We start from the raw sequence: 22,043 nt of genomic DNA, 5'->3' as shown, positions 1-22,043 counted from the left end.
CGAACGCCGCCAGCGACGCCATCTGGCCGTCCGGGACGCCGACGAAGTCGCGCAGCCGGACCGCCACGTCGTACGAACCCGCGCGGCGCGCGTCCGACTTCGCCAGCTCGCGCAGGACGGTCCGGTCGGGCCAGGCCGGGTTGGTGCCCGTGCGGTCCAGGCCCTCACGCAGGCCGATCACGAGGTACCGCTCACCCGCGATCTCCAGCATCAACACCTCGGCCACCCGGGACCACGGCAGGACCAGGGTGCGGATCCAGGCCGGGCGGACCGTCAAGGCGAAGTGGTTGGCGCCCACCCGCGGGCGGCGGGCCACCGACAGGACCACCGGCACCGCCCCGACGCAGGCGACGGCCAGCGTCCACATCGGAAGATCCACGAGCGGGTTGTGGGCGCCCGAGCCGAGGACTTCGGGCTCGTCGGCGAACAGGGCGCGGACCAGCAGGACGGTCAGGGCCGCGCAGACCGAATACCACACCAGGGTCGACAGGGATCGGGACGGGAAGCTGCGCCGCCACTCGATCCGCTCCGGACCGGCCACCGGTGGACCTCTCAAGGGATTCATTTCAGTCCATCTCACGATGGCATCCGCCCACTCTACGGGCTGGGTCGATACCGCACCAGCACCGTACGCCTGACGATCCGTAGACTGTGCAGGTGCCGATTGACCGCGAGCCCGCCCGGGCCGGCGCCAACACCGGCCTCATCGGGGGCTGGGCTGCCGCGCTGCCCGGCGCCGACCCCATGCGCGCGACCCTGGCCCTGATGGCTCCCGGCACCGCGCTGCGCGACGGGCTGGAGCGCATCCTGCGCGGGCGGACCGGCGCGCTCATCGTGCTCGGCCACGATCGGGTGGTCGAGCAGCTCTGCACCGGCGGGTTCCCGCTCGACGTCGAGTTCTCGGCCACCCGCCTGCGGGAGCTCTGCAAGATGGACGGCGCCGTCGTCCTGTCGAGTGACGGCACCAGGATCGTCCGGGCGGCGGTGCACCTCATGCCCGACCCGACGATCCCGTCCGAGGAGTCCGGCACGCGGCACCGCACGGCCGAGCGGGTCGCCAAGCAGACCGGCTATCCGGTGATCTCGGTCAGCCAGTCGATGCGGATCATCGGGCTCTACGTCAACGGGCAGCGGCACGTGCTCGACGACTCCGCCGCCATCCTGTCGAAGGCCAACCAGGCGCTGGCCACCCTGGAGCGGTACAAGCTGCGGCTGGACGAGGTCAGCGGCACCCTGTCGGCGCTGGAGATCGAGGATCTGGTGACGGTGCGTGACGCCGTCGCCGTGGTGCAGCGCCTGGAGATGGTGCGGCGGATCGCCGACGAGATCGCGGGCTACGTCGTGGAGCTGGGCACCGACGGGCGGCTGCTCGCCCTGCAACTCGAGGAGCTCATGGCCGGCGTCGAGGCCGACCGCACGCTGGTGATCCGCGACTACCAGCCGAGCGGGCGGCGCACCCGGTCGTCGGACGACGCGCTGGAGGAGCTCGACGCGCTGTCCGCCACCGAGCTGATCGACCTGGTCGCGGTGGCGAAGTCGCTTGGATACCCGGGAGCGAGCGACGCCCTCGACGCCGCCGTGTCCCCGCGCGGGTTCCGGCTGCTGGCCAAGGTGCCGCGGCTGCCCACCCCGGTCGTCGACCGGCTGGTCGAGCACTTCGGCAGCCTGCAGCGCCTGCTGGGCGCCACCGTCGAGGATCTGCAGGCCGTGGACGGTGTGGGCGACGCGCGGGCGCGCGGCATCCGCGAGGGCCTGTCCCGCCTGGCCGAGGCGTCGATCCTGGAGCGCTACGTCTGATCTTTGCGCCTGAAGGCAAGACACAGGTCTACGGCCTGTGTCACAACTGGCCTTAGGTGAGCTGGACGGTCGCCGGCTCGCTGATCTTGGTGTCGAGGCGGCCGACCAGCTGATACTTGCCGGCGGGCGGCACCTCGCGGTTCTCGCAGCCGTTGTTGGTCGCCTTGCCGTTCCAGGTGTTGCTGTACTCCACCTCGATGCCCGGCTTGAGCGTCTTCAGCTCGGAGCCGTGCGGCGCGTCGCACTTGTCCGACGACCAGATCTTCGCCGCGCCGACCTGGAGGTACAACTCCTGGAAATCGGCTCCGACGTCACGGACGCAGTCGTGGTTGGAGATGTTCTTGATCCGCAGGAAGAACTTCAGGTAGGCGCCGCGGAACTGCACCGGCTGCTCCGGCGCCGCGACCAGCGACAGGTCGGCGTCGGCGCACAGCGGCACCGTGGAGGTGACCGCGGGCGGGGCCGAGGACGGCGACGGCGACGCCGAGGTCGTCGCCTCGCCCGTCGTCGGCACCTGGATCGTCGGCTCGGCGGAGGCGGAGGCGGACTCCGAGGCGGGCCCCGAAGCCGTCCGCGAGGCGTTCGCCGCGGTCTTCTTGTCGCCCGGGTCGGCGCCGCCGCCGCAGGAGGTCCACAGCATGAGCACGACGACCAGAAGCACGCCGCCCACGATCGCGCGGCGCCGCCAGTAGACGCCAGCAGGCAGTGGGCCAACCGTCAGCTTCATGATGCACTCACCGTATCGGGGGAACGCTCGGTGATCGGCGAGGCGCGCCGTGAGCCCCGCTCAGAGATAGACCTTGCGGGCGTACACGGCGTGGGCGCCGGCGACACGATCGAGGAACAGCAGCCCAGCGCAGTGGTCGATCTCGTGCTGGAGCGCCCGGGCCTCGAAGGCATCCGTCGTGATGTGCGTCTCTTCGGTACTGCCGGGAGCGTACCCGGCCACCACGAGCCGGCTGGCCCGTTTCACGTCCCCGGTGAGGTCCGGGACCGACATGCAGCCCTCGCGGCCCTTCTGCCACTGGGACGCCTCGACGATCCGCGCGTTGCACAGCACGAACGCGCCGTGGGTCGTGCGGGCCTTCGGGTGGCCGGTGACGTCGACCGCGAACACCTGGGCGCCGACGCCCACCTGCGGCGCGGCCAGTCCGACGCAGCCCGGCGAGACCTTCATGGTGGCAAGAAGGTCCGCCGCCAGCTGGAGGATCTCCGGCGCGGTGGGGTCCACGGATTCGCCGGGCGTCGACAGTACCGTCGAGGGCGCCTGGACGACGGGCAACACCGCGCCCTCGGGGAGCGTCACAGCAGGTCCGCTTCCGCCGGACGGAAGGTGGCCTCGACGCCGAGCCGCTCGGCCGCCGTCGTGAGCGCCGCGCCCAGCGCCGACACGTCGACCCGCTCGGGCACGTCCACCTCGGCCACGACCACGTACAGCGGCCCGGCCAGCCGCGTCGTCAGGTCGGTGATGTTGCCGCCGGCCTCGGCCAGCGTGCGGCTCAGCGACGCGACGATGCCGAGCCGGTCGGCGCCGTGGACGGTGAGCACGTGGTGGCTGCCGGTCGGCTCGTGCGTCGGCTCCTCGACCACGCGGCGGACGGTCACCAGCAGGGTCCGGTCCTCGGTCAGCGGCTCCAGCGCCGCCTCGATCGCCTCCACGGTGGGCGGGCCGACGCAGACCAGCGTCATCGCGAAGTGCCCCCGCAGCCGGGTCATGGTGGAGTCGGTCAGGTTGAGGCCCAGCCGGGCCAGGATCTCGGCGACGTCGGCGATGATGCCGGGCCGGTCGTGTCCGATGACGGTGACGGCGTACTCGTTCACTCGCTTATCCTTGCGTATCGCTACTTCCGCCCTCGCAGAGACCGTCACCGCCTGGTATCGCGCGAACGCCCGCGACCTCCCCTGGCGCCAGCCGGGCGCCACCCCATGGGGCGTCCTCGTCAGCGAGGTCATGCTGCAGCAGACCCAGGTGTCGCGGGTCGAGCCGGCGTGGCGCCGCTGGATGGAGCGCTGGCCGACGCCGGCCGACCTGGCCGCCGACCCGCCCGGGGAGGCGATCCGGGCGTGGGACCGGCTTGGGTATCCGCGCCGCGCCCTGCGCCTGCACGCCTGCGCCGGCGCGATCGTCGAGCGGCACGACGGCGAGGTCCCCGACGACGTCGACGCGCTCCTCGCGCTGCCCGGCATCGGCATGTACACGGCCCGCGCCGTCGCCGCGTTCGCCTTCCGCCAGCGCCACCCGGTCGTCGACACCAACGTCCGTCGTGTCGTGGCCCGCGTGGTCGAGGGCGCGGCCGACGGCGGCGCCGCCACGACCCCGGCCGACCTGCGCGCCGTCGAGGTGCTGCTGCCCGTCGACCACGAGGCCGCGGCCACCGCCTCGGTCGCGTTCATGGAGCTCGGCGCGGTGGTCTGCACGGCCCGCACCCCGCGCTGCGACGACTGTCCACTGACGGCGGTGTGCGCGTGGCGGCTGGCCGGGTCGCCGCCGAGTGCGGCGCCGAGCCGGAGGATCCAGCGGTACCACGGGACCGACCGATATGTGCGTGGACTCATCATGGCGGTCCTGCGCGCGGCCGACGACCCGGTCGCCCGCGATCGGCTGGATGCCGTCTGGCCCGACGCTGAGCAGCGCGAACGGGCACTCGGAGGGCTGCTGGCCGACGGCCTGGTGCGGGAGCGCGCCGGCACATTCACGCTTCCCGGTTGACGGTTTTCAGTATTTGGACAGTTGCACGCCGTTCGGGTGCGTTTCTTCACCCCCACGGCTCCCCTTTCGCCCGATACGCTGCGTTGCGTGCGCTTCAGTGCTAGGTCCGTCCGCCGGCTGGCCGTCGGCCTGACGATGCTCGCCGTCCTGGCCGCCTGCGACGACACGGCGCAGGCCGGTCACTCTGCCCGGGCCAGCGCCGGTGCCTCGCCCAGGGTGTCCGCCTCGGGTGCCGGGTCGCCGTCCGCCGACGCCACGCCGGGCCAGCCTTCCGGTTCGGCCCAGCCGTCGAAGAGCCCGGGAGGAGCCGGCGCGCCCGCCTCGTCGCTGCCGCCGCCCGGCAGCGCCTACCAGGGGCGCCTGCCGAAGTTCGGCAAGCCGCCGACGCCGCACCACATCAACGTGCCCGAGGGCAACAGCGCCCCGTGGCTGTCGCGGATCCAGACCGACCAGCCGGTCGCGTTTCTCACGATCGACGACGGCTGGATCAAGCGGCCCGAGGCGCTCGAACTGTTCCGTGAGGCCGGCGTGCCGGTGACGCTGTTCCTGACCATCAATGCGATCAAGGACGATCCGGCGTACTTCAAGCGCCTCCAGGACGCGGGCGCCGTGATCGAGGCGCACACGATCAGCCATCAGAGCCTCAAGGGCAAGCCGTACAGCTTCCAGCAGAAGGAGATCTGCGGCTCGGCCGACCAGCTGGGGCAGATGTTCGGCAAGCGCCCGACGCTCTTCCGCCCGCCGTTCGGCGAGAAGGACCAGACGACGCTCAAGGTCATCCACGAGTGCGGGATGAAGGCCGGTCTCTTCTGGAAGGAGACCGTCGACAAGGGCATCGTGCGGTACCAGGAGGGCAAGACGGTCCAGAAGGGCGACGTCATCCTGATGCACTTCCGCGACCGCTTCGTCGACGACTTCATCGCGGCCCTGCAGGCCATCGCCGCGGCCGGCCTGACCCCGGCGCTGCTGGAGGACTACATCCCCTGACCAGCGGCTCGTAGCGCCGCCACGGCCTCGGCCGCGAGCGGCGCCGCGCGCTGCACGGCCACCCGCAGCCCGCCCGGCACCGCGAACCACCCGGGCTTGCCGGCCACCGGCTGCACGAACGGCGGCAGGGCGACGAGGTCCTCGGTGAGGTCGAGCCGATCGGCTCGCCGCGCGTCGACGCCGGGCAGGTGGGCGAGCTTCTGCGCGAGCTCCCGGTCGTCCCTGGTGAGCCCGTCGAGGACGGCGCCGACGAGGTACGGCTCGAGCGGCTCGGTGACCCGGGCGAGGCTGCGCAGCTTGGCCGCCCGCTCGGCAGGACTCTGCTGCGCCAGCCAGGCGGCCGCCAGCCCCACGGTCTGCGGCCACCCGTGCGTCAGCAGATGCACATCGGGCGCGAGGGTGTCGGCCCCGGCCGCGTCCCCGAGCGCCGCCGCCAGCACCTGGTACGTCTCGTCCTCGGCAAAGGCCAGCTCCCGCGCCGTCAACGTCTGCCGAGCCTGGACCGGCAGCACCTCCTGCGCCGCGACCACGACGCGCCGGTGGGAGAGCTTGCGCAGCCAGTCGACGTGCGCTTCCGTGGCCTCGTCGACGACGAGCGGTCCGTCGCCTTCGTGGTGCGGCGGGTCCAGCTCGAGATTGACGAACACCCCGCCCCGGGCCGCCGACCAGGCACTGAGCAGCGTGGACTTCCCGGCCCCGGCTCCGGCGACGACGAGCGTCACCCCGTTCCGGACCTGATCGAGGCGCTCCAGGAGTGCGGGTCGCGCGATGGGCGGCACCGCGGGCCGACGCCCGAACCGTGCGGGGCCGAACCCGAAGCGCTCCTTACCCACGCCCGGCAAGATAGCCTGCCGCCGCACGTTCCGGGCCCCCCGCCCGGTCAATCAGCCTCCTGGCGCGGTCGTCACCCTCCCACCGGGCGAAGACGGCCTGCCGCAGACATGATCGCCGCGCGCCCTCGGCCCGGCGGTTACCCTCCCGGGACACCAGCACGGCCGTCCCCGGACACAGCCACCGACTCTGACCCCGCAGCACGGCGGTGCCGCTTCCCCACTTAACGCCCGCCGAAACCCGCCAGCCCGCGGCCGCCGCCCAAACTCGTGGGGCGCGCTCCATGATCGTGGGCACCATCTGGCTGCCCCCCCAGCAGCCAAAATCTTCCCTTGATCATGGGCACGCCACGGTCCGAGAGCGGACTCGTCCGCGGCGCCGTCGCCGGCGCGGCTCGACCGGGCGACAACTCCGAAATGTCGGCCGCGGGTCGGTGCGCGACGCGGCAGCTCCATGATCCATGGAGAGTTCTGGTTGCCGGGGCAGCCAGAACTCTCCATGGATCATGCACGGGCGCCGAGCGGCGGCCGCCCATCCGCCGCGCGGCCGCCGCCCGCTCCCCCGGCCGCCCTCGTGCCGGGCGACAGGGCTCGGACGGCGACATCCGCCGGGGTGGCCGTGCGCACATGCGAAGAGGCCCCCGTCCTCGGCGGACGGGGGCCTCGCTCGTGCTCGGCGGCTCGGCCTCCGGGGTCGGAGGCCGGGCCGGTTTGCGGCTAGGCCGCGGACTCGTCCGCGGTGCCGCCGCCGGCCAGCTCGGCCGGGACCGCGTCCGGGACGGCGCCCGGACGGTCGGCGCCGTTGAAGACCAGCTTGGCCTTCTCGAACTGGGCCGGGTCGCCCTCGCAGTCGATGACGACGATCTGGCCCGGGCGCAGCTCGTTGAACAGGATGCGCTCGGACAGGGCGTCCTCGATCTCGCGCTGGATGGTGCGGCGCAGCGGCCGGGCGCCCAGCACGGGGTCGTAGCCCTTGTTCGCCAGGAACTTCTTGGCGTTGTCCGTCAGCTCCAGGCCCATGTCCTTGTTGCGGAGCTGGGTCTCGATCCGGGCGATCATCAGGTCGACGATGCCGAGGATCTGGTCCTGCATGAGCTGGTGGAAGACGATCGTGTCGTCGATGCGGTTGAGGAACTCCGGGCGGAAGTGCTGCTTCAGCTCGTCGTTGACCTTCTGCTTCATCCGCTCGTAGTTGGACTCGTTGTCCTCCGACGCCTGGAAGCCGAGCGACACGGCCTTGGCCACGTCACGGGTGCCCAGGTTGGTGGTCAGGATGATCACCGTGTTCTTGAAGTCCACGATGCGGCCCTGACCGTCGGTGAGACGACCGTCCTCCAGGATCTGCAGGAGGGTGTTGAACACGTCCGGGTGGGCCTTCTCGATCTCGTCGAAGAGGACCACCGAGAACGGCCGCCGGCGAACCTTCTCGGTCAGCTGGCCACCCTCGTCGTAACCGACGTAGCCGGGAGGCGCACCGACGAGGCGGGACACCGTGTAGCGGTCGTGGAACTCGGACATGTCGAGCTGGATCAGCGCGTCCTCGGAGCCGAACAGGAACTCGGCGAGCGCCTTCGAGAGCTCGGTCTTCCCGACGCCGGACGGGCCGGCGAAGATGAACGAGCCGGAGGGGCGCTTCGGGTCCTTCAGGCCGGCCCGGGTGCGCCGGATGGCCTTCGAGACCGCCTTGACGGCGTCGTCCTGGCCGACGAGGCGCTTGTGCAGCTCGTCCTCCATGCGCAGGAGACGGGCCGTCTCCTCCTCGGTCAGCTTGTAGACCGGGATGCCGGTCCAGTTGGCCAGGACCTCGGCGATCTGCTCGTCGTCGACCTCGGACACGACGTCGAGGTCGCCGGCCTTCCACTCCTTCTCCCGCTGTGCCTTCTGGCCCAGCAGCTGCTTCTCCTTGTCGCGCAGCTGCGCGGCCCGCTCGAAGTCCTGCGCGTCGATCGCGGACTCCTTGTCGCGGCGCACCTGAGCGATGCGCTCGTCGAAGTCACGCAGGTCTGGCGGCGCGGTCATCCGGCGGATGCGCATCCGGGCGCCGGCCTCGTCGATCAGGTCGATCGCCTTGTCCGGCAGGTAGCGGTCGGAGATGTAGCGGTCGGCGAGCGTCGCCGCGGCCACCAGGGCGGCGTCGGTGATCGTCACCCGGTGGTGCGCCTCGTAACGGTCGCGCAGGCCCTTGAGGATCTCGATGGTGTGCGCCAGCGACGGCTCACCCACCTGGATCGGCTGGAAGCGCCGCTCAAGGGCGGCGTCCTTCTCGAGGTGCTTGCGGTATTCGTCGAGGGTCGTCGCACCGATGGTCTGCAGCTCGCCGCGGGCCAGCATCGGCTTGAGGATGCTCGCCGCGTCGATCGCGCCCTCGGCGGCACCCGCACCGACGAGCGTGTGGATCTCGTCGATGAACAGGATGATGTCGCCGCGGGTGCGGATCTCCTTGAGGACCTTCTTCAACCGCTCCTCGAAGTCACCGCGGTAGCGGGAGCCGGCGACCAGCGCACCGAGGTCGAGCGTGTAGAGCTGCTTGTCCTTGAGCGTCTCGGGCACCTCGCCCTTGACGATCCGCTGGGACAGCCCCTCGACCACGGCGGTCTTGCCCACGCCGGGCTCGCCGATGAGGACCGGGTTGTTCTTGGTCCGGCGGGACAGCACCTGCATGACCCGCTCGATTTCCTTCTCCCGGCCGATGACCGGGTCGAGCTTGCCCTCACGGGCGGCCTGGGTGAGGTTCCGGCCGAACTGGTCGAGCACGAGGCTCGTGGACGGCGCCGCCTCGCCCGGGGCACCGGTGCCGGCGGCGGCCGGCTCCTTGCCCTGGTAGCCGGAGAGCAGCTGGATGACCTGCTGGCGGACCCGGTTGAGGTCCGCACCGAGCTTGACCAGCACCTGGGCGGCGACGCCCTCGCCCTCCCGGATCAGGCCCAGGAGGATGTGCTCGGTGCCGATGTAGTTGTGCCCGAGCTGCAGCGCCTCACGCAGCGACAGCTCCAGCACCTTCTTGGCGCGTGGCGTGAACGGGATGTGCCCGCTCGGCGCCTGCTGGCCCTGGCCGATGATCTCCTCGACCTGCTGGCGAACGCCCTCCAGCGAAATGCCGAGGCTCTCGAGCGCCTTGGCCGCCACGCCCTCACCCTCGTGGATGAGGCCGAGCAGGATGTGCTCGGTGCCGATGTAGTTGTGGTTGAGCATGCGGGCTTCTTCCTGCGCCAGGACGACCACCCGTCGTGCTCGGTCGGTGAACCGCTCGAACATCCCTGCTCCTCACGTGCCGTGTCCGTCGCCGCCGCTTCTACGCGGAACCCCCGGGGAGGGGTCTCGACGTCGAAGCTCTGTCGGACGCCAACGTGACCGTGCCATCACTCTATCGCCGCGGACCGACACTCCGCGGGTGTGCGACATTGCCGCACCCCACGATCGGACCACGCCATGGGTGTTGCCTACCCTCCGGGCACCACGTGTACCCGGTGCTTTTGCCCAACGCTCGCATCCCGGAGCCTGTTCCAGCAGGCCCCGGCCGTACGCCAAGAGCGAAATCCGGCCCACAGGACGACAACACCCACCGTAATCAAATCGCTACGGTGGGTGCAGCCCTGTTCGGGAGTAAGCAAAACGAACGCTCAGGACGAAACGGTCATGCGGCGCTATCGGCCCGCTTCGGCGTTATAACGGTCAACGATTTCCTGCTTGATCCGGCCGCGGTCGGACACCTTGATGCCCTTGTTCTGAGCCCATTCCCGAATCGCCTTGTTCTGCTCGCGGTCAGCGGCCGCGCCGCCCCGCCCCCGCGCACTGGCCGCACGCCCACCGACGACGACGCCACCTCGGCCGACCTTGGTCCCCGCGTCCATGTACGGGTTGAAGGCATCGCGCAGCTTCGACGCGTTCTTCTTGGACAGGTCGATCTCGTACTGAACGCCGTCGAGCGCGAACTTCACGGTCTCGTCGGCGTCCCCGCCGTCGATGTCGTCGACCAGCACGTGGATGGTCCGCTTGGCCACTGTCGTTTTCCCTTCGAGGAAGCCCCGCCTCGCGATGTGCGAATGCAAAGATAACGCAATATGGGACGTCCTCGTCAACGGTACGCCGAAACTACTCCGGTCGCACCAGCGGAAAGAGGATCGTTTCGCGAATGCCGAGCCCGGTGAGAGCCATCAGAAGGCGATCGATTCCCATGCCCATGCCGCCGGTCGGTGGCATTCCGTACTCCAGCGCGCGCAGATAGTCCTCGTCCAGTTGCATCGCGTCCGGATCTCCCTTGGCCGCCTGCACCGACTGCGCCACGAGCCGCTCGCGCTGCACGACCGGGTCGACCAGCTCCGAGTAGGCGGTGGCCAGCTCGAAACCCTGGACGTACAGATCCCACTTCTCGGTCAGCCCGGGGGCACTGCGGTGCGAGCGGGTCAGCGGCGCCGTCTCCTCCGGATAATCGCGCACGAACGTCGGCGCGATCAGGCCGGGCACGACGAGCTCCTCGAACAGTTCCTCGGCGAGCTTTCCGGGGCCCCACTTCGGGTCGGCCTTGAGGTCGTGCTTGTCGGCGAGCTCGGCCAGCCGGGCCAGCGGCGTTTGCACCGTGACCTCCTCGCCGACCGCCTCGGAAAGCACCCCGTAAAGCGATACGCTGCGCCACTGCCCACCGAGGTCGAACTCGGTGCCGTCGGAATGACGCACGACGTGACTTCCGGTCAGCGCAACCGCCGCCGACTGGACCAGACCGCGGGTAAGGTCGGCCATGACGTCGTAGTCGGCATAAGCCTGGTACACCTCCAGCATCGCGAACTCGGGCGAGTGCGACGAGTCGATGCCCTCATTGCGGAAGTTGCGGTTGATCTCGAAGACACGCTCGATGCCGCCGACCACGCAGCGCTTCAGGAATAGCTCGGGAGCGATACGGAGGTACAAATCCGTGTCGAGCGCATTGCTATGTGTGACGAATGGCCGTGCGGCTGCACCGCCATGCAGCAACTGCAACATGGGCGTTTCAACCTCGAGAAAGTCGAGGCCGTGCAGGGTCTCGCGCAACGAGCGGACCACGGTCGCCCGGGTGCGTACCATTTCCCGGGCCTGCGGGCGGACCACCAGGTCGACATAGCGCTGGCGGACCCGGCCCTCCTCGCTCATCGGCTTGTGCGCGACCGGCAGCGGGCGCAGCGCCTTGCTGTTCATCTGCCAGGTGTCGGCGAGCACCGACAGCTCGCCGCGGCGGCTGGTGATGACCTCGCCGGTGACGCCCACGTGGTCGCCGAGGTCGACCAGGCGCTTCCAGTCCTCCAGCGCCTCGGCGCCGACCTTGTCCAGCGAGAGCATCGCCTGCAGCTCGGTGCCGTCGCCGGCCCGCAGCGTGGCGAAGGCGAGCTTGCCGGTGTTGCGCACGAAGATCACCCGCCCGGCCACGGCCGCCTTGTCGCCGCTGGCGGTGTCGGTGGGCAGGTCACGGTACCGCTCCCGGATCTCGGCGAGCGTCGCGGTGCGCGGGAAGTCGACGGGATAGGGCTCCCGCCCCTCCTCCAGCAGCCGGCTCCGCTTCTCCCGGCGGATCTTCATCTGCTCGGGAAGCTCAGAAGACTCGGGGAGGTCGAGGTCGGGGGCCAGGTCGGGGGCCAGGTCGGTCACGGCGCACAGATCCTTAGGAGAGAAAGGGCTGGAAATCCCCAGAAGCGTACTTCGGTACCGTTGGCCGGTGGATTTCGCAGCACACGCCTCGTCGTTCGGAGCCGCCGCCGACCTCTACGACCGCATCCGCCCGCAGTACCCGGTCGAGGCCCTGAACTGGGCGTTACCCGATAAAAGCGACATCGTCGACCTGGGTGCCGGCACGGGCATCCTCACCCGCCAGCTCAGAGCCCAGGGCCACCGCGTGATCGCGGTCGAGCCGGACGACAAGATGCGGCAGCAGATCGACGGCGATGCCCGCGCCGGCCGCGCGACCGCGATCCCGGTCGATGACGCCACGCAGGACGCGGTCACGGCCGGCCAGGCCTACCACTGGTTCGCCACCGACGAGGCCCACACCGAGATCGCTCGCGTGCTCAAGCAGAATGGCTGCTTCGTCCCGATCTGGAACGTGCGCGACGAGTCCGTCCCGTGGGTCGCCGACCTGTCGGCCGTGTTCGACGGCCACCGGGGCCGCGAGGCGCTGGACGAGCGCTTCCTGCCCGGCGACCAGTTCGGCCCGCGCTTCGGTGGCGCGGAGCTGCGCAAGTTCTCGTGGAGTGCCACGCACACCGCGGACTCCCTCGTCGAACTGGTCCAATCCCGCTCGTTCTACCTGGTCTCCGACGAGCCCAACCGGCGGCGGCTGGAGCAGGAGGTCCGCGAGCTGGTCAAGGACCACGGCGAGCGGTTCGAGCTGCCCTACGTGACCTACGTCTACCGGGCCCGCAAGCTCTAGGTGGCTGGTGTCAGCGATGGCGGCCGCTGGCGTGGCGGCCATCGCTTGACACCAGTCGCCTAGGTGTTGCGGTCGAAGATCAGGCGCAGGCCGATCAGCGTGAGCATCGGCTCGTGGTGGGTGACCGTCTGGCACTCGCCGATGACGATCGACGCCAGCCCGCCGGTCGCCACCACGGCCTTCACGTTGCCGCCCAGCTCCGCCGTCACCCCGCGGACCACCCCGTCGACCTGGCCGGCGAACCCGTAGACCACCCCGGACTGCAGGCACTCGACCGTGTTCTTGCCGATCACCCGCGGCGGCTTGACCAGCTCGACCTTCCGCAACTGGGCCGCCCGGTCGGCGAGCGCGTCCACGGAGATCTCGATGCCGGGCGCCAGCACGCCGCCGAGGAACTCCCCGCGGGCCGACACCACGTCGAAGTTCGTCGACGTCCCGAAGTCGACCACGATCGACGGCCCGCCGAAGAGGCTGTACGCCGCCAGGGTGTTCGCCACCCGGTCGGTGCCCACCTCCTTCGGGTTGTCGATCGCCAGCTGCACGCCGGTGCGCACGCCGGGCTCCACGATCACCGTGGGGACGTTCCCGTAGTACCGCTGGAGCATCGTGCGCAGGGACCGCAGCGCCGCCGGCACGGTCGAACACGCCGCGACACCGGTCAGTGACACCGCGTCGGTGGCGAGCAGTCCGCGGTACAGCAGTCCCAGCTCGTCAGCCGTCGCGCGCGCGTCGGTCTTGATCCGCCACGAGTGGACGATCTTCTCGCCCTCGAAGGTGGCGAGCACTGTGTTCGTGTTTCCGATGTCGATGCACAGCAGCACGTCGGAAGCGTAACCAAAGGGGCGCCCGGGTCACCCCTACGGCGACTCATCTAACATCCCGAGCCAATGGCCGCACTGCTCGCGCTACTGCCGCTGGCGACCCTCCTCTCCGCCGCGGTGGTGCTGCGCCCGCGCGATGAGGAGACCCCCCAGCGGCACCGGCTGGCGATCGTCCGGGCGGCGCTCGCCGTCGGCGCGGGCGCGGTGCTCTCGGTCGAGGCGCTCTCCCTCGCCGGGGCGATCGCCCGCGGCCCCGTCATCGCCCTGTGGGCGATCGCCGCCGTCGTCACCGGCTACCTGGCCTGGCGCCGCCGACCGGTGGACTGGCAGATTTCGTGGCCCCCGTTGTACCTCGCGATCCCGGTCGCCCTGCTCGTCCTCGCCGAGCTGGTGCTGGCCCTCGCCTCCGCACCCAACAACTTCGACTCCAACAGCTACCACCTGCCGAAGATCGAGCACTGGGTCGCCGACGGCGACCTGGACAACTACGCCACCCTGCAGGTCCAGCAGATCATCCTGGTGCCCGGCGCCGAGTTCCTGCTGCTGCATTTGCGGCTGCTCACCGGCGGCGACGGGCTGTTCAACCTGCTGCAGTGGGGCGCCGGCCTGCTCGGCGCGGTCGCGGTCTCCAGGTGCGCGGCCCAGCTCGGCGCGGGCCGGGCCGGCCAGTGGCTGGCCGCCGCCGTGTTCCTCACCGCCCCGGCCGTCGTGCTGGAGTCCAGCAGCACCCAGAACGACCTGGTCGTGGTGGCCTGGGTGACCTGCGCGGCGACGATCGCCCTGGACACATCGAGCAGAGACGTCCTGTCGCTCGCGGCCGCCGCCGGCCTGGTCACCGTGACCAAGTCCACCGGCCTCATGGCCCTCGCACCCGTGCTCGCCTACTGGGGCGTCGCCCAGTTGCGCGAACGCAGGATCGCCCGGACGGCCGCCTACTCCGCCCTGGTCATAGCCGCGATGGCGCTGCTCGCGGGGCCGTCGTTCCTGCGCGTCCACGACGCCTTCGGCTCGCCGCTCGGGCCGCCGGCCTACCGGACCTCGCTGTCCACCGAGCGCCACGACCCGCCGGCGATCCTGGTCAACGCCCTGCGGCTGGGCGCGTCGACGCTGCTCGTCCCGGTGCCGGCGGTCAACGAGGCGGTCGGCAAGGCCGTCGTCGGGGTCGCCCACCTGGTCGACGTCGACCCGAACGACCCGGCCATCACCCAGTGGCGCAGCATCTTCCCGGGCACCCGCTGGAAGCCCGACGAGGACCGCTCGCCGTACCCGGTCCAGTCCGCGCTCGTCCTCGTCGGCCTCGCGGTCGGCCTGTTCTCCCGGCGGACCCGGCCGTACGCGCTGATGGTGCTCGGCGCCTTCCTGCTCACGGCCGCGGTCGTCAAGTGGCAGGACTGGGGAAACCGGCTGATCCTGCCCGCGTTCTCCTTGGCGGTACCGCTGGCAGGAGTCTGGCTGGAGCGCATCGCCCGCCGGAAGGTCGTCGCCGCCGGCGTCGCCCTCGTCATGGCGGCCGCGTTCGCGCACGCCGCCGCGGCCGTGCTGCTCGGCCAGCCGCGCCGGCTGATCGGCCACGGGTCGGTCTTCACCGTCGACGACTGGCAGGAGCGCTTCGCCCGGCTGCCCGGCCAGGCCGCGTCCTACCGGTCGGCGATCGACGAGGTCCGGGCCGCCGGGGCGCGGCGGGTCGGTCTGGTGATCGAGGGCGACTTCTGGGAGTACCCCATCCAGATCGAGCTGCCGGACACCGAGCTGGTGTCGGTGCAGTCGGATGTCCCGACCGCCCCGGCGGCCAGCGTGACCTCTGTCGACGCCGTCATCTGCGTGTCGAGCGCCGAGCTGTGCCGGCGCGTGGTGCCGGCGGATTGGCGGTACCGCCAGATCGACCCCTATGTCGTGACGGCCTTCCCGCCGGCGTGAGTCAGTGGTGCTGGCGCAGGTCCATGGCGATGTCCAGGATCGGCGAGGAGTGCGTCAGCCCGCCGACCGAGAGATAGTCGACGCCGGTCGCCGCATACTCGGCCGCCGTCTCCAGCCGCAGGTTTCCGGTCGCCTCCAGCTCGGCCCGCCCGCCGACCGCGGCCACGACCTCGCGCAGCAGCTCCGGCGTCATGTTGTCGAGCAGCAGGAACGTGGCCCCGGCGGTGACCGCCTCGACCGCCTCGCCGACCGTCGTGACCTCCACCTGCACCGGCACGTCCGGGAAGGCGGCCCGCACGCGCTCGTAGGCGGCGGTGATCCCCCCGGCCGCCAGCTTGTGGTTGTCCTTGATCATGGCGACGTCGTACAGGCCCATGCGCTTGTTCGTGCCGCCGCCGGCGCGGACCGCGTACTTCTCCAGGAGCCGCAGCCCGGGCGTGGTCTTGCGGGTGTCGAGCACGAGCGCCTTGGTGCCCTCCAGCAGCACGGCCCAGCGGTGCGTGTGGGTGGCCACGCCCGACATGCGGCAGAGCAGGTTGAGGGCGGAGCGCTCGGCGGTGAGCAGCGCCCGGGTCGGGCCGTGCACGCTCAGCAGCACGTCGCCGCGCGCAACGACGTCGCCGTCGCGCCGGCGCGGCTCGACGGTGACCGCGTCGGAGACGGCCTCGAAGACCGCGGCGGCGACGGCCAGGCCGGCCACCACGCCGTCGGCGCGGGCCACCAGGTCGGCGTCGTCGGTCTGCTCCTCCGGGATCGTCGCCACGCTGGTGACGTCGAGCCGGTCGGGGCCCAGGTCCTCGACGAGCGTGCGCTCCACGATCTCCGCGACGGCGGCCGGCTCCAGGCCGATCTTCCGCAGTGCGGCCTCGGTCTCCAGTCTCACGCTTCCTCCCAGGTCTCGGTCAGGGCGCCGGCGTCGTCGAGGGCGGCGAGGAAGTGCCCCCGGAACACCTCGCTGGCGTCGGGATAATCCTCGCGCCAGTGGCAGCCGCGGGTCTCGTGCCGTTGCGCCGCCGCGCCGACGAGCGCGCCGGCCACGGTCAGCAGGTTCGTCGCCTCCCAGGCGGCGACGTGCGGGGTCGAGCGGTCGAGCGAGAGCTTGGTGAGCGCCTGGGCGGCCTGGTCCAGGGACTCGGCACTCCGCAGTACCGAAGCGTGCGCCGACATGGCGGACTGCAGGGGCCGGCGGATCGCCGGATCGGCCGACCACGCCGGCAGCTCCACGGACTGCGGCTCGGCCTGCGGCGGCAGGTCGCGGGCGACGTCCTCGGCGATGCGGCGGGCGAAGACGAGGCCCTCCAGCAGCGAGTTCGACGCCAGGCGGTTGGCGCCGTGGACGCCGGTGCAGGCGACCTCGCCGCACGCGTACAGCCCGCGGATCGAGGTCCGGCCGCGCAGGTCGGTGCGCACCCCGCCGGAGGCGTAGTGGGCGGCCGGCGACACCGGGATCAGGTCGACGACCGGGTCGACGCCGGCGGCGCGGCACGACGCGACGATCGTCGGGAAGCGCCCCTCCAGGAACTCCCGGCCCAGGTGGCGCGCGTCGAGCCAGACGTTGGCGGTGCCCTCGGCGCGCATGACCCGGTAGATACCCTTGGCGACGATGTCACGCGGCGCCAGCTCGGCCAGCTCGTGCTTGCCGACCATGAACCGGTTGCCGTCGCCGTCGCGCAGGTACGCCCCCTCGCCCCGCAGCGCCTCGCTGACGAGCGGCTGCTGCGAGTCGCGGTTGTTCAGCGCGAGCGCCGTCGGGTGGAACTGCACGAACTCGACGTCGGTCACCGTCGCCCCGGCCCGCAGCGCGAGCGCGACCCCGTCGCCGGTGGACACGATCGGGTTGGTGGTCGCGGCGAAGATCTGCCCCATGCCGCCGGTCGCCAGCACCACGGCCCGCGCGAGCACCGCCCCGACGCCGTCCTCGGCACCCTCGCCGAGCACGTGCAGGGTCACCCCGCAGGCCCGCCCGTCGGCGTCGGTCAGCAGGTCGAGCACCAGGGCGTGCTCGATCAGCCGGATCCACGGATCCCGGTGCACGGCAGCATGCAGCGCCCGTTGTACCTCGGCGCCCGTCGCATCGCCACCAGCGTGGATGATCCGGTTCGCGTGGTGGCCGCCCTCGCGGGTCAGCATGAGCGACCCGTCGGTGTGCCGGTCGAACTCCGCCCCCCAGCGGATGAGCTCCCGCACCCGCGTCGGCCCTTCCCGGACCAGCACGTCGACGGCCGCCGGATCGCACAGCCCGACGCCCGCGACGAGCGTGTCCTGCGCGTGCGCCTCGGGCGTGTCGACCGGATCGAGCACGGCGGCGATCCCACCCTGCGCCCACCGGGTCGACCCGTCATCGATGTTCACCTTGGTGACGACGGTGACGTGGAGCCCGGCCTCGCGCAGGTGCAGCGCGGCGGTCAGCCCGGCGACCCCGGACCCGATGACCACGACGTCGGTCGGCTCCGCCCACCCGGGCTGAGGCCCGGCAAGGCGACGCGGCACGCTCGGCAATGTCATCCCTACAGTCAACATCACCCCTCCGTTCGCCGGACCGTGATAATCGTCGCCCTGCGCCGCCACCCCCGGCCGCCCGACCCACCCCACACCTCACCCCGCCGCCACCCCGGCCCGCGGGGCCGCGCTCCGCGGGACCCGGAGGGCTAGCGCCGCGCCGGCCCACCGCCCTACGCCGAGCCACGCTCGCGGCCGGGCTGCCGGCCGACCCCGCCGCGCACCTGACCCGGCAGCGACACACCCCCTGCCTCAGGCGAGCGGCAGCGGCGCCAGGCCGAGTCCCTTGACCGTCGCCTTCAGCGGCTTCGCGCTCATCAGGTAGCACGTGAAGGCCTGGTCGCTGCCCAGCCACTCCGAGGCCGTCTTCGGCCCCACCGACCCCGGCGCCAGGTCCTCCCTGGTCCCGTCCTCGGGCAGCCCGAGGTAGTGCAGCCCGAGCGTGGTGCACCCCTTGGCGCTGGCAGAACGCACGGCGGTCTCGTCGAAGGGCGCCTCGGGCGGCGTGATGGTGTAGACCCCGGAGTACTCCCCGTCGTGCGCCTCGCCGCATCCCACGTACCGCAACTGCTCCCCGTTGCGCCTCAGGCAGGCGATCGCGAGATCGGCGGCCTTCAACGCCCCCTTGAGCGACGCCTTCCGCGTCACGTACTCGTCGGCGGTCGGCCCGCTGACCTCCGCGACGCCGCAGGCGAAGAACCCGTCGCCGGCCGGCTTGATCCAGGAGGCGACGATCTGGACCCGGTTCTCGTGCCACCCGCCGCCGAGGAAGATCGGCCCCTGGACGAGACAGGCGCGGCGGGCCTGCGCGTACAGCAGGTTCTCGGTGAGCTTCACGTCCTCGCCGCGCGCCTTGTCGTACCGGTGCAGGAGGTCCTCGCTGACCTGGTCGACGTGGAACACCTCGACGGTGTGCTCGCCGGCGCAGTCCACGGCGCTGCCGGGCCACGGGAAGGCGCCCTGGGCGGCGGCGGGATCGACCGTCCAGCACGACCCGACGGCGGGCGCCCCGGCCGGCGGCGTGGTGGGGATGTCGCGCCCCCGGTCGTGAAAGATCCAGTACGCCCCGCCCGCCAGCAACACCACCACGACCGTGATGAGCACCACCCGCTGCTTCATGAGCAAGCAGTGTGCCCTACCCGCGAGTAACAAGCCAGCACCACCCGACACCCGCGTCGATCTTGCAGTTGTGGTTCGGAAATGTCACCAAATTTCAGGGCAGTCCGGGCACCACAAGTGCAAGATCGACGCGACGAAACGGGCGCGTGAGCAGGCATCAGATTGGTTTGTTGGCGTTGCCCTTCAGCGAGCGGGCCACCGACAGCTTGCCCTCGAGCATCAGGTAGCAGCGGGCCGACCGGTCCCCGTACTCCCACCGCGCCTGCTGCGCCGTCGACCAGGCGAAGCTCAGCTGCTGGTTGGTGTCGAACTGCGCCTCGGTCACCCCGAGGAACTTCGCCACCAGCGCCTTGCACCCGGGCTGCAGCAGCGCCCGGCGGGCACCGGTGTCGGACGGATACGGCCGGGCATCGGGCGAGTAGAACGTCCCCGCGTACTCGCCGTTGTGCTGCTGCTCGCACGTGATCGGCACGAAGTCGTCGATGAAGCCGTCGCTGTCGGTCTTCACCTGGACGCAGCCCAGCGCGATCGGCCGGCTGCCGTCCAGCGTGTCCTTCAACGAGGACTTCCGGGTGAAGAGGGTGCCGTTGTCGTCGCTGACCTCGATCAGGTCGCAGCGGAAGAACCGGGCCTCGCCGCGCCACTCGGCCCCGGTCGGCGGGAACACCCGCAGGACCAGGCGGCCGTCGTGCCAGTCGCCGTCGAGGAACGACTTCGCCTGCCGGTCGCAGGTGGTGTAGGCCTCGGCCAGCTGCGCCCCGGCCGGCGGGGCCGAGCCCTGCGCGGTGGTGCCGGTGAACGTGCCGACGTGGAAGGTCTCGCTGGCGTGATCGGCCGCGCAGTCGACCGGCTTCATGCCCGACCCCGGCTCGAGCTTCTCCGCCGACGACGCACCCGTCCAGCACTGGCCGACGGTCGGCACCGGCACGCCGGGCTTGCCCAGCGCGGGCCAGTCGTCGACCAGGTCACCGTCGGTGCCGGCGGGCCGCCCGCAGGCCGCGACGAACAGCACCAGGGCCAGCGACAGGCCCGCCTGCCACCGCTTCATCCCAGCTACACCTTGCCGCCGGCGAGGCCCTTCACGGACTTGGTGGTCGTCAGCTTGTCGAAGAGCATCGCGTAGCAGCGGGCCGAGCGGTCGCCGCGCAGCCATGCCTCCTCGTCCACGAGCCAGAAGCCGATGCCGAGCTGCTGGTGGTTGACCAGCGTCGACGTGCTCATCCCGAGGTACTTCGCGCCGATGGCCTCGCAACCGGGCCGCATCGCGGTGCGGCGCTCCTCGGAGTTCGTCGGGAAGGCCCGCTCACCGGAGGTGTAGGTGCCGACGTACTCCATGTTGTGGACGTTGGTGCACGAGGTCACGTTGTAGTCGAGCCAGGTCTTGCCGTCGGCCTCGTAGGTCTCCTGCATGCAGGTCAGCGCGATCGGCTTGTCGCCGCGCAGCCCGTCCTCGAGCGAGCTGTTGCGGCTCACCGGCTTGTTGCCGTCGCTGGCCACCTCGGCGAGGTCGCAGCGGAAGTAGCGGGCGCCGGCGGCCCAGTGCGCTGCCGACGGGGCGAGCACGAGCAGCGCGAGCCGGGCGTCGTGGTAGTCGCCGCCGAGGAAGCTCTCGGCCTCCTTGGCGCACTTCTGCCAGGCGTCGTTGAGGGCGGCGCCCTTGGGCGGGGTCGAGCCCGTCGCCGCGCTGCCGGTGAGCTCGCCGACGAAGAACGTCTCGCTGGCGTGCGCGCTGGTGCACGCCTCCACCGGCGTGAACGAGAAGATCGTCGTGGTGTCGTGCGCGTAGTAGCTGACGCTCGTGTTGTAGCACTTGTTCACGGGCGGTGACGGGATCTTCGCGGCGTCCAGCATCTTCCAGTCGTCGGTCAGGTCCTTGTCGACCCCGGCCGGGGTGCCACAGGCGGCGAGCAAGAACACCGCGACGGCCGGCACCAGTGCCGGAATGAGTCGCCGGAAACGCGTCATCTTCGTTGTCCCCTCCCCCGAGCGCACGGAACGCCGGTGCAGTGTGCCAACCATAAATGTCCGAAGCAACCCGGCGACAGGTCAGGCGGTAGTGATCGGCAACGCCTTCGTCCCTGCCCCCTTCAGCGAGGTGGCAACGGGTTTGGGCGGCCACACGAAGCACCGGACGGCGCGGTTGCCGAGCTCCCATGCCGCCTTGTCGAACGGCATTGTGATCAGACCGGTACGTGAGCGGAAGTTGGCGTCGTCGGGCACCCCGGCGAACCGGGCCACGACCGGGCGGCAGCCGGCGAGGTTCACGTCACGCCGCGTGTCCGGCGCGGGCGGATAGGGCCCGTCGGGCGGCTCGAACAGCCCGGCGAGCTCCGCCTCGTGCGGCTGGTCACAGCGCGCCGGCCGGATGCGGTCGATCTCACCGGACTTGCCCCCGGCCGGCTGGGTCACCGTCACGCAGCCGATGAGCAGGTCCCCGCCCGGCCGCAGCGCGCCGCGGAGCGAGCCGGACCTGGTCACCGGCGTGAAGCGGTCGAGGTCTTCGAGGGTCTGGAGATTGCAGCGGTACCACCGGGCGCCCGCATCCCACAGCAGCGGCGACGGCAGGCCGACGCTCAGCGAAAGGCGCCCGAGCCGCCAGTCGGCCCCGAGCAGCGCGTTGGCGTCGACGGAGCACTTCGCGTGGGCGGCCTTCAGCCCCGGTCCGCCGCTGGCCGGCGGGGTGGGCCGGTCGGCCTCGGCGCCCGTGAACTGCCCGACGCTGACCAGCTCGACCTGGTGCGGCTCGGCGCAGTCCACCGGGTCGGGCCAGCGGCTGACGTCGCCGGCCGCGCCGCCCGCGGGCAGCTGGAAACAGGCCGGCGCGACCGGCGCCACGAGCGCCGCGGCCGGCAGCATCGGCCAGCCGTCGACGAGGTCAGCGTCGGTGCCGGCGGGCGGGGGCGGCGGGCCGCAGGCGGACAGCAGCAAGACCACGCTCAGCACCGCGAGCGCGCGCCGCACGCCGACCT

20 protein-coding genes are annotated in these 22,043 nt (G+C 71.4%); 5 read left to right on the top strand and 15 right to left on the bottom strand.

Annotated elements, in window-relative coordinates; translation table 11 throughout:
• Positions 1–541: hypothetical protein (locus IEZ31_RS22910; protein WP_229835754.1), on the bottom strand; the 541-nt coding region annotated here is incomplete at its 3' end.
• A 116-nt stretch (positions 542–657) separates the two neighbouring features.
• Here IEZ31_RS22910 and disA point away from each other — a divergent pair.
• Positions 658–1,797 carry a DNA integrity scanning diadenylate cyclase DisA gene (disA, locus tag IEZ31_RS22905; protein WP_373294666.1) on the top strand — a complete coding sequence of 380 codons (1,140 nt, stop codon included), beginning with the start codon at positions 658–660 and terminating at the stop codon, positions 1,795–1,797.
• Between the two features lie 52 nt (positions 1,798–1,849).
• Here the strand turns inward: disA and IEZ31_RS22900 are convergent, their stop codons facing one another.
• The 3 genes from IEZ31_RS22900 to IEZ31_RS22890 are packed head-to-tail and all read right to left on the bottom strand — an operon-like array spanning position 1,850 to position 3,618.
• A complete protein-coding gene (locus IEZ31_RS22900) occupies positions 1,850–2,524 on the bottom strand; it encodes a hypothetical protein (protein WP_190251986.1) in 675 nt (224 codons plus the stop codon).
• A 60-nt stretch (positions 2,525–2,584) separates the two neighbouring features.
• Positions 2,585–3,103, bottom strand: coding sequence for a peptide deformylase (locus IEZ31_RS22895; protein WP_190251985.1), 519 nt, complete (start codon positions 3,101–3,103; stop codon positions 2,585–2,587).
• Positions 3,100–3,618 (bottom strand): glycine cleavage system transcriptional repressor, encoded by a 519-nt coding sequence (locus IEZ31_RS22890; protein ID WP_190251984.1) that lies wholly within the window; start codon positions 3,616–3,618, stop codon positions 3,100–3,102. Before IEZ31_RS22890 ends, IEZ31_RS22895 begins: the two co-directional genes overlap by 4 nt.
• Before the next feature lie 16 nt (positions 3,619–3,634).
• Here IEZ31_RS22890 and IEZ31_RS22885 point away from each other — a divergent pair, with 16 nt between their 5' ends.
• Together IEZ31_RS22885 and IEZ31_RS22880 are read left to right on the top strand one after the other, a co-directional pair.
• On the top strand, positions 3,635–4,507 hold the full coding sequence (locus tag IEZ31_RS22885) for an iron-sulfur binding domain-containing protein (RefSeq protein WP_229835766.1): 873 nt from the start codon (positions 3,635–3,637) through the stop codon (positions 4,505–4,507).
• Between the two features lie 87 nt (positions 4,508–4,594).
• On the top strand, positions 4,595–5,494 hold the full coding sequence (locus tag IEZ31_RS22880) for a polysaccharide deacetylase family protein (protein ID WP_229835753.1): 900 nt from the start codon (positions 4,595–4,597) through the stop codon (positions 5,492–5,494).
• On the opposite strand, the gene IEZ31_RS22875 is transcribed toward IEZ31_RS22880, so the two are convergent.
• The 4 genes from IEZ31_RS22875 to lysS all read right to left on the bottom strand — a co-directional run bounded on the left by IEZ31_RS22875 (position 5,482) and on the right by lysS (position 11,871).
• The gene (locus IEZ31_RS22875) at positions 5,482–6,327 is read right to left on the bottom strand and encodes a hypothetical protein (protein ID WP_190251982.1); all 846 of its coding nucleotides are present in this window, start codon (positions 6,325–6,327) and stop codon (positions 5,482–5,484) included. The genes IEZ31_RS22880 and IEZ31_RS22875 overlap by 13 nt on opposite strands.
• A gap of 714 nt (positions 6,328–7,041) precedes the next feature.
• Positions 7,042–9,579, bottom strand: coding sequence for an ATP-dependent Clp protease ATP-binding subunit (locus tag IEZ31_RS22870; protein ID WP_190251981.1), 2,538 nt, complete (start codon positions 9,577–9,579; stop codon positions 7,042–7,044).
• A 389-nt stretch (positions 9,580–9,968) separates the two neighbouring features.
• The gene (locus IEZ31_RS22865; protein ID WP_190251980.1) at positions 9,969–10,325 is read right to left on the bottom strand and encodes a histone-like nucleoid-structuring protein Lsr2; all 357 of its coding nucleotides are present in this window, start codon (positions 10,323–10,325) and stop codon (positions 9,969–9,971) included.
• A 91-nt stretch (positions 10,326–10,416) separates the two neighbouring features.
• Complete coding sequence (gene lysS / locus IEZ31_RS22860; RefSeq protein ID WP_190252054.1) at positions 10,417–11,871, bottom strand: lysine--tRNA ligase; 1,455 nt, start codon at positions 11,869–11,871, stop codon at positions 10,417–10,419.
• A 136-nt stretch (positions 11,872–12,007) separates the two neighbouring features.
• Here lysS and IEZ31_RS22855 point away from each other — a divergent pair, with 136 nt between their 5' ends.
• Positions 12,008–12,718 carry a class I SAM-dependent methyltransferase gene (locus IEZ31_RS22855; RefSeq protein WP_229835752.1) on the top strand — a complete coding sequence of 237 codons (711 nt, stop codon included), beginning with the start codon at positions 12,008–12,010 and terminating at the stop codon, positions 12,716–12,718.
• 59 nt (positions 12,719–12,777) lie between these two features.
• Here the strand turns inward: IEZ31_RS22855 and IEZ31_RS22850 are convergent, their stop codons facing one another.
• Positions 12,778–13,539: a type III pantothenate kinase gene (locus tag IEZ31_RS22850; protein WP_190251979.1), complete on the bottom strand. Its 762-nt coding sequence runs from the start codon at positions 13,537–13,539 to the stop codon at positions 12,778–12,780.
• Between the two features lie 66 nt (positions 13,540–13,605).
• Here IEZ31_RS22850 and IEZ31_RS22845 point away from each other — a divergent pair, with 66 nt between their 5' ends.
• Complete coding sequence (locus IEZ31_RS22845; RefSeq protein WP_190251978.1) at positions 13,606–15,456, top strand: hypothetical protein; 1,851 nt, start codon at positions 13,606–13,608, stop codon at positions 15,454–15,456.
• Position 15,457: 1 nt separating this feature from the next.
• Here IEZ31_RS22845 and nadC read toward each other — a convergent pair whose 3' ends face one another.
• The 6 genes from nadC to IEZ31_RS22815 all read right to left on the bottom strand — a co-directional run bounded on the left by nadC (position 15,458) and on the right by IEZ31_RS22815 (position 22,035).
• Positions 15,458–16,339, bottom strand: coding sequence for a carboxylating nicotinate-nucleotide diphosphorylase (gene nadC, locus IEZ31_RS22840; RefSeq protein ID WP_190251977.1), 882 nt, complete (start codon positions 16,337–16,339; stop codon positions 15,458–15,460).
• Positions 16,336–17,976, bottom strand: a complete 1,641-nt coding sequence (locus IEZ31_RS22835; RefSeq protein ID WP_190251976.1) for an L-aspartate oxidase — start codon at positions 17,974–17,976, stop codon at positions 16,336–16,338. The genes nadC and IEZ31_RS22835 overlap by 4 nt, the downstream gene beginning before the upstream one ends.
• Before the next feature lie 231 nt (positions 17,977–18,207).
• Complete coding sequence (locus IEZ31_RS22830) at positions 18,208–19,074, bottom strand: septum formation family protein (protein ID WP_190251975.1); 867 nt, start codon at positions 19,072–19,074, stop codon at positions 18,208–18,210.
• Positions 19,075–19,231: 157 nt separating this feature from the next.
• The gene (locus IEZ31_RS22825) at positions 19,232–20,122 is read right to left on the bottom strand and encodes a septum formation family protein (RefSeq protein ID WP_190251974.1); all 891 of its coding nucleotides are present in this window, start codon (positions 20,120–20,122) and stop codon (positions 19,232–19,234) included.
• A 5-nt stretch (positions 20,123–20,127) separates the two neighbouring features.
• A complete protein-coding gene (locus IEZ31_RS22820; protein WP_190251973.1) occupies positions 20,128–21,039 on the bottom strand; it encodes a septum formation family protein in 912 nt (303 codons plus the stop codon).
• A gap of 81 nt (positions 21,040–21,120) precedes the next feature.
• Complete coding sequence (locus IEZ31_RS22815; protein WP_190251972.1) at positions 21,121–22,035, bottom strand: septum formation family protein; 915 nt, start codon at positions 22,033–22,035, stop codon at positions 21,121–21,123.
• Positions 22,036–22,043 lie beyond the last annotated feature (8 nt).

Origin of the sequence: Dactylosporangium sucinum (genome assembly GCF_014647515.1) — a bacterium.
GTDB lineage: Bacteria > Actinomycetota > Actinomycetes > Mycobacteriales > Micromonosporaceae > Dactylosporangium > Dactylosporangium sucinum.
This window is presented reverse-complemented; position numbering and strand designations above follow the sequence as displayed.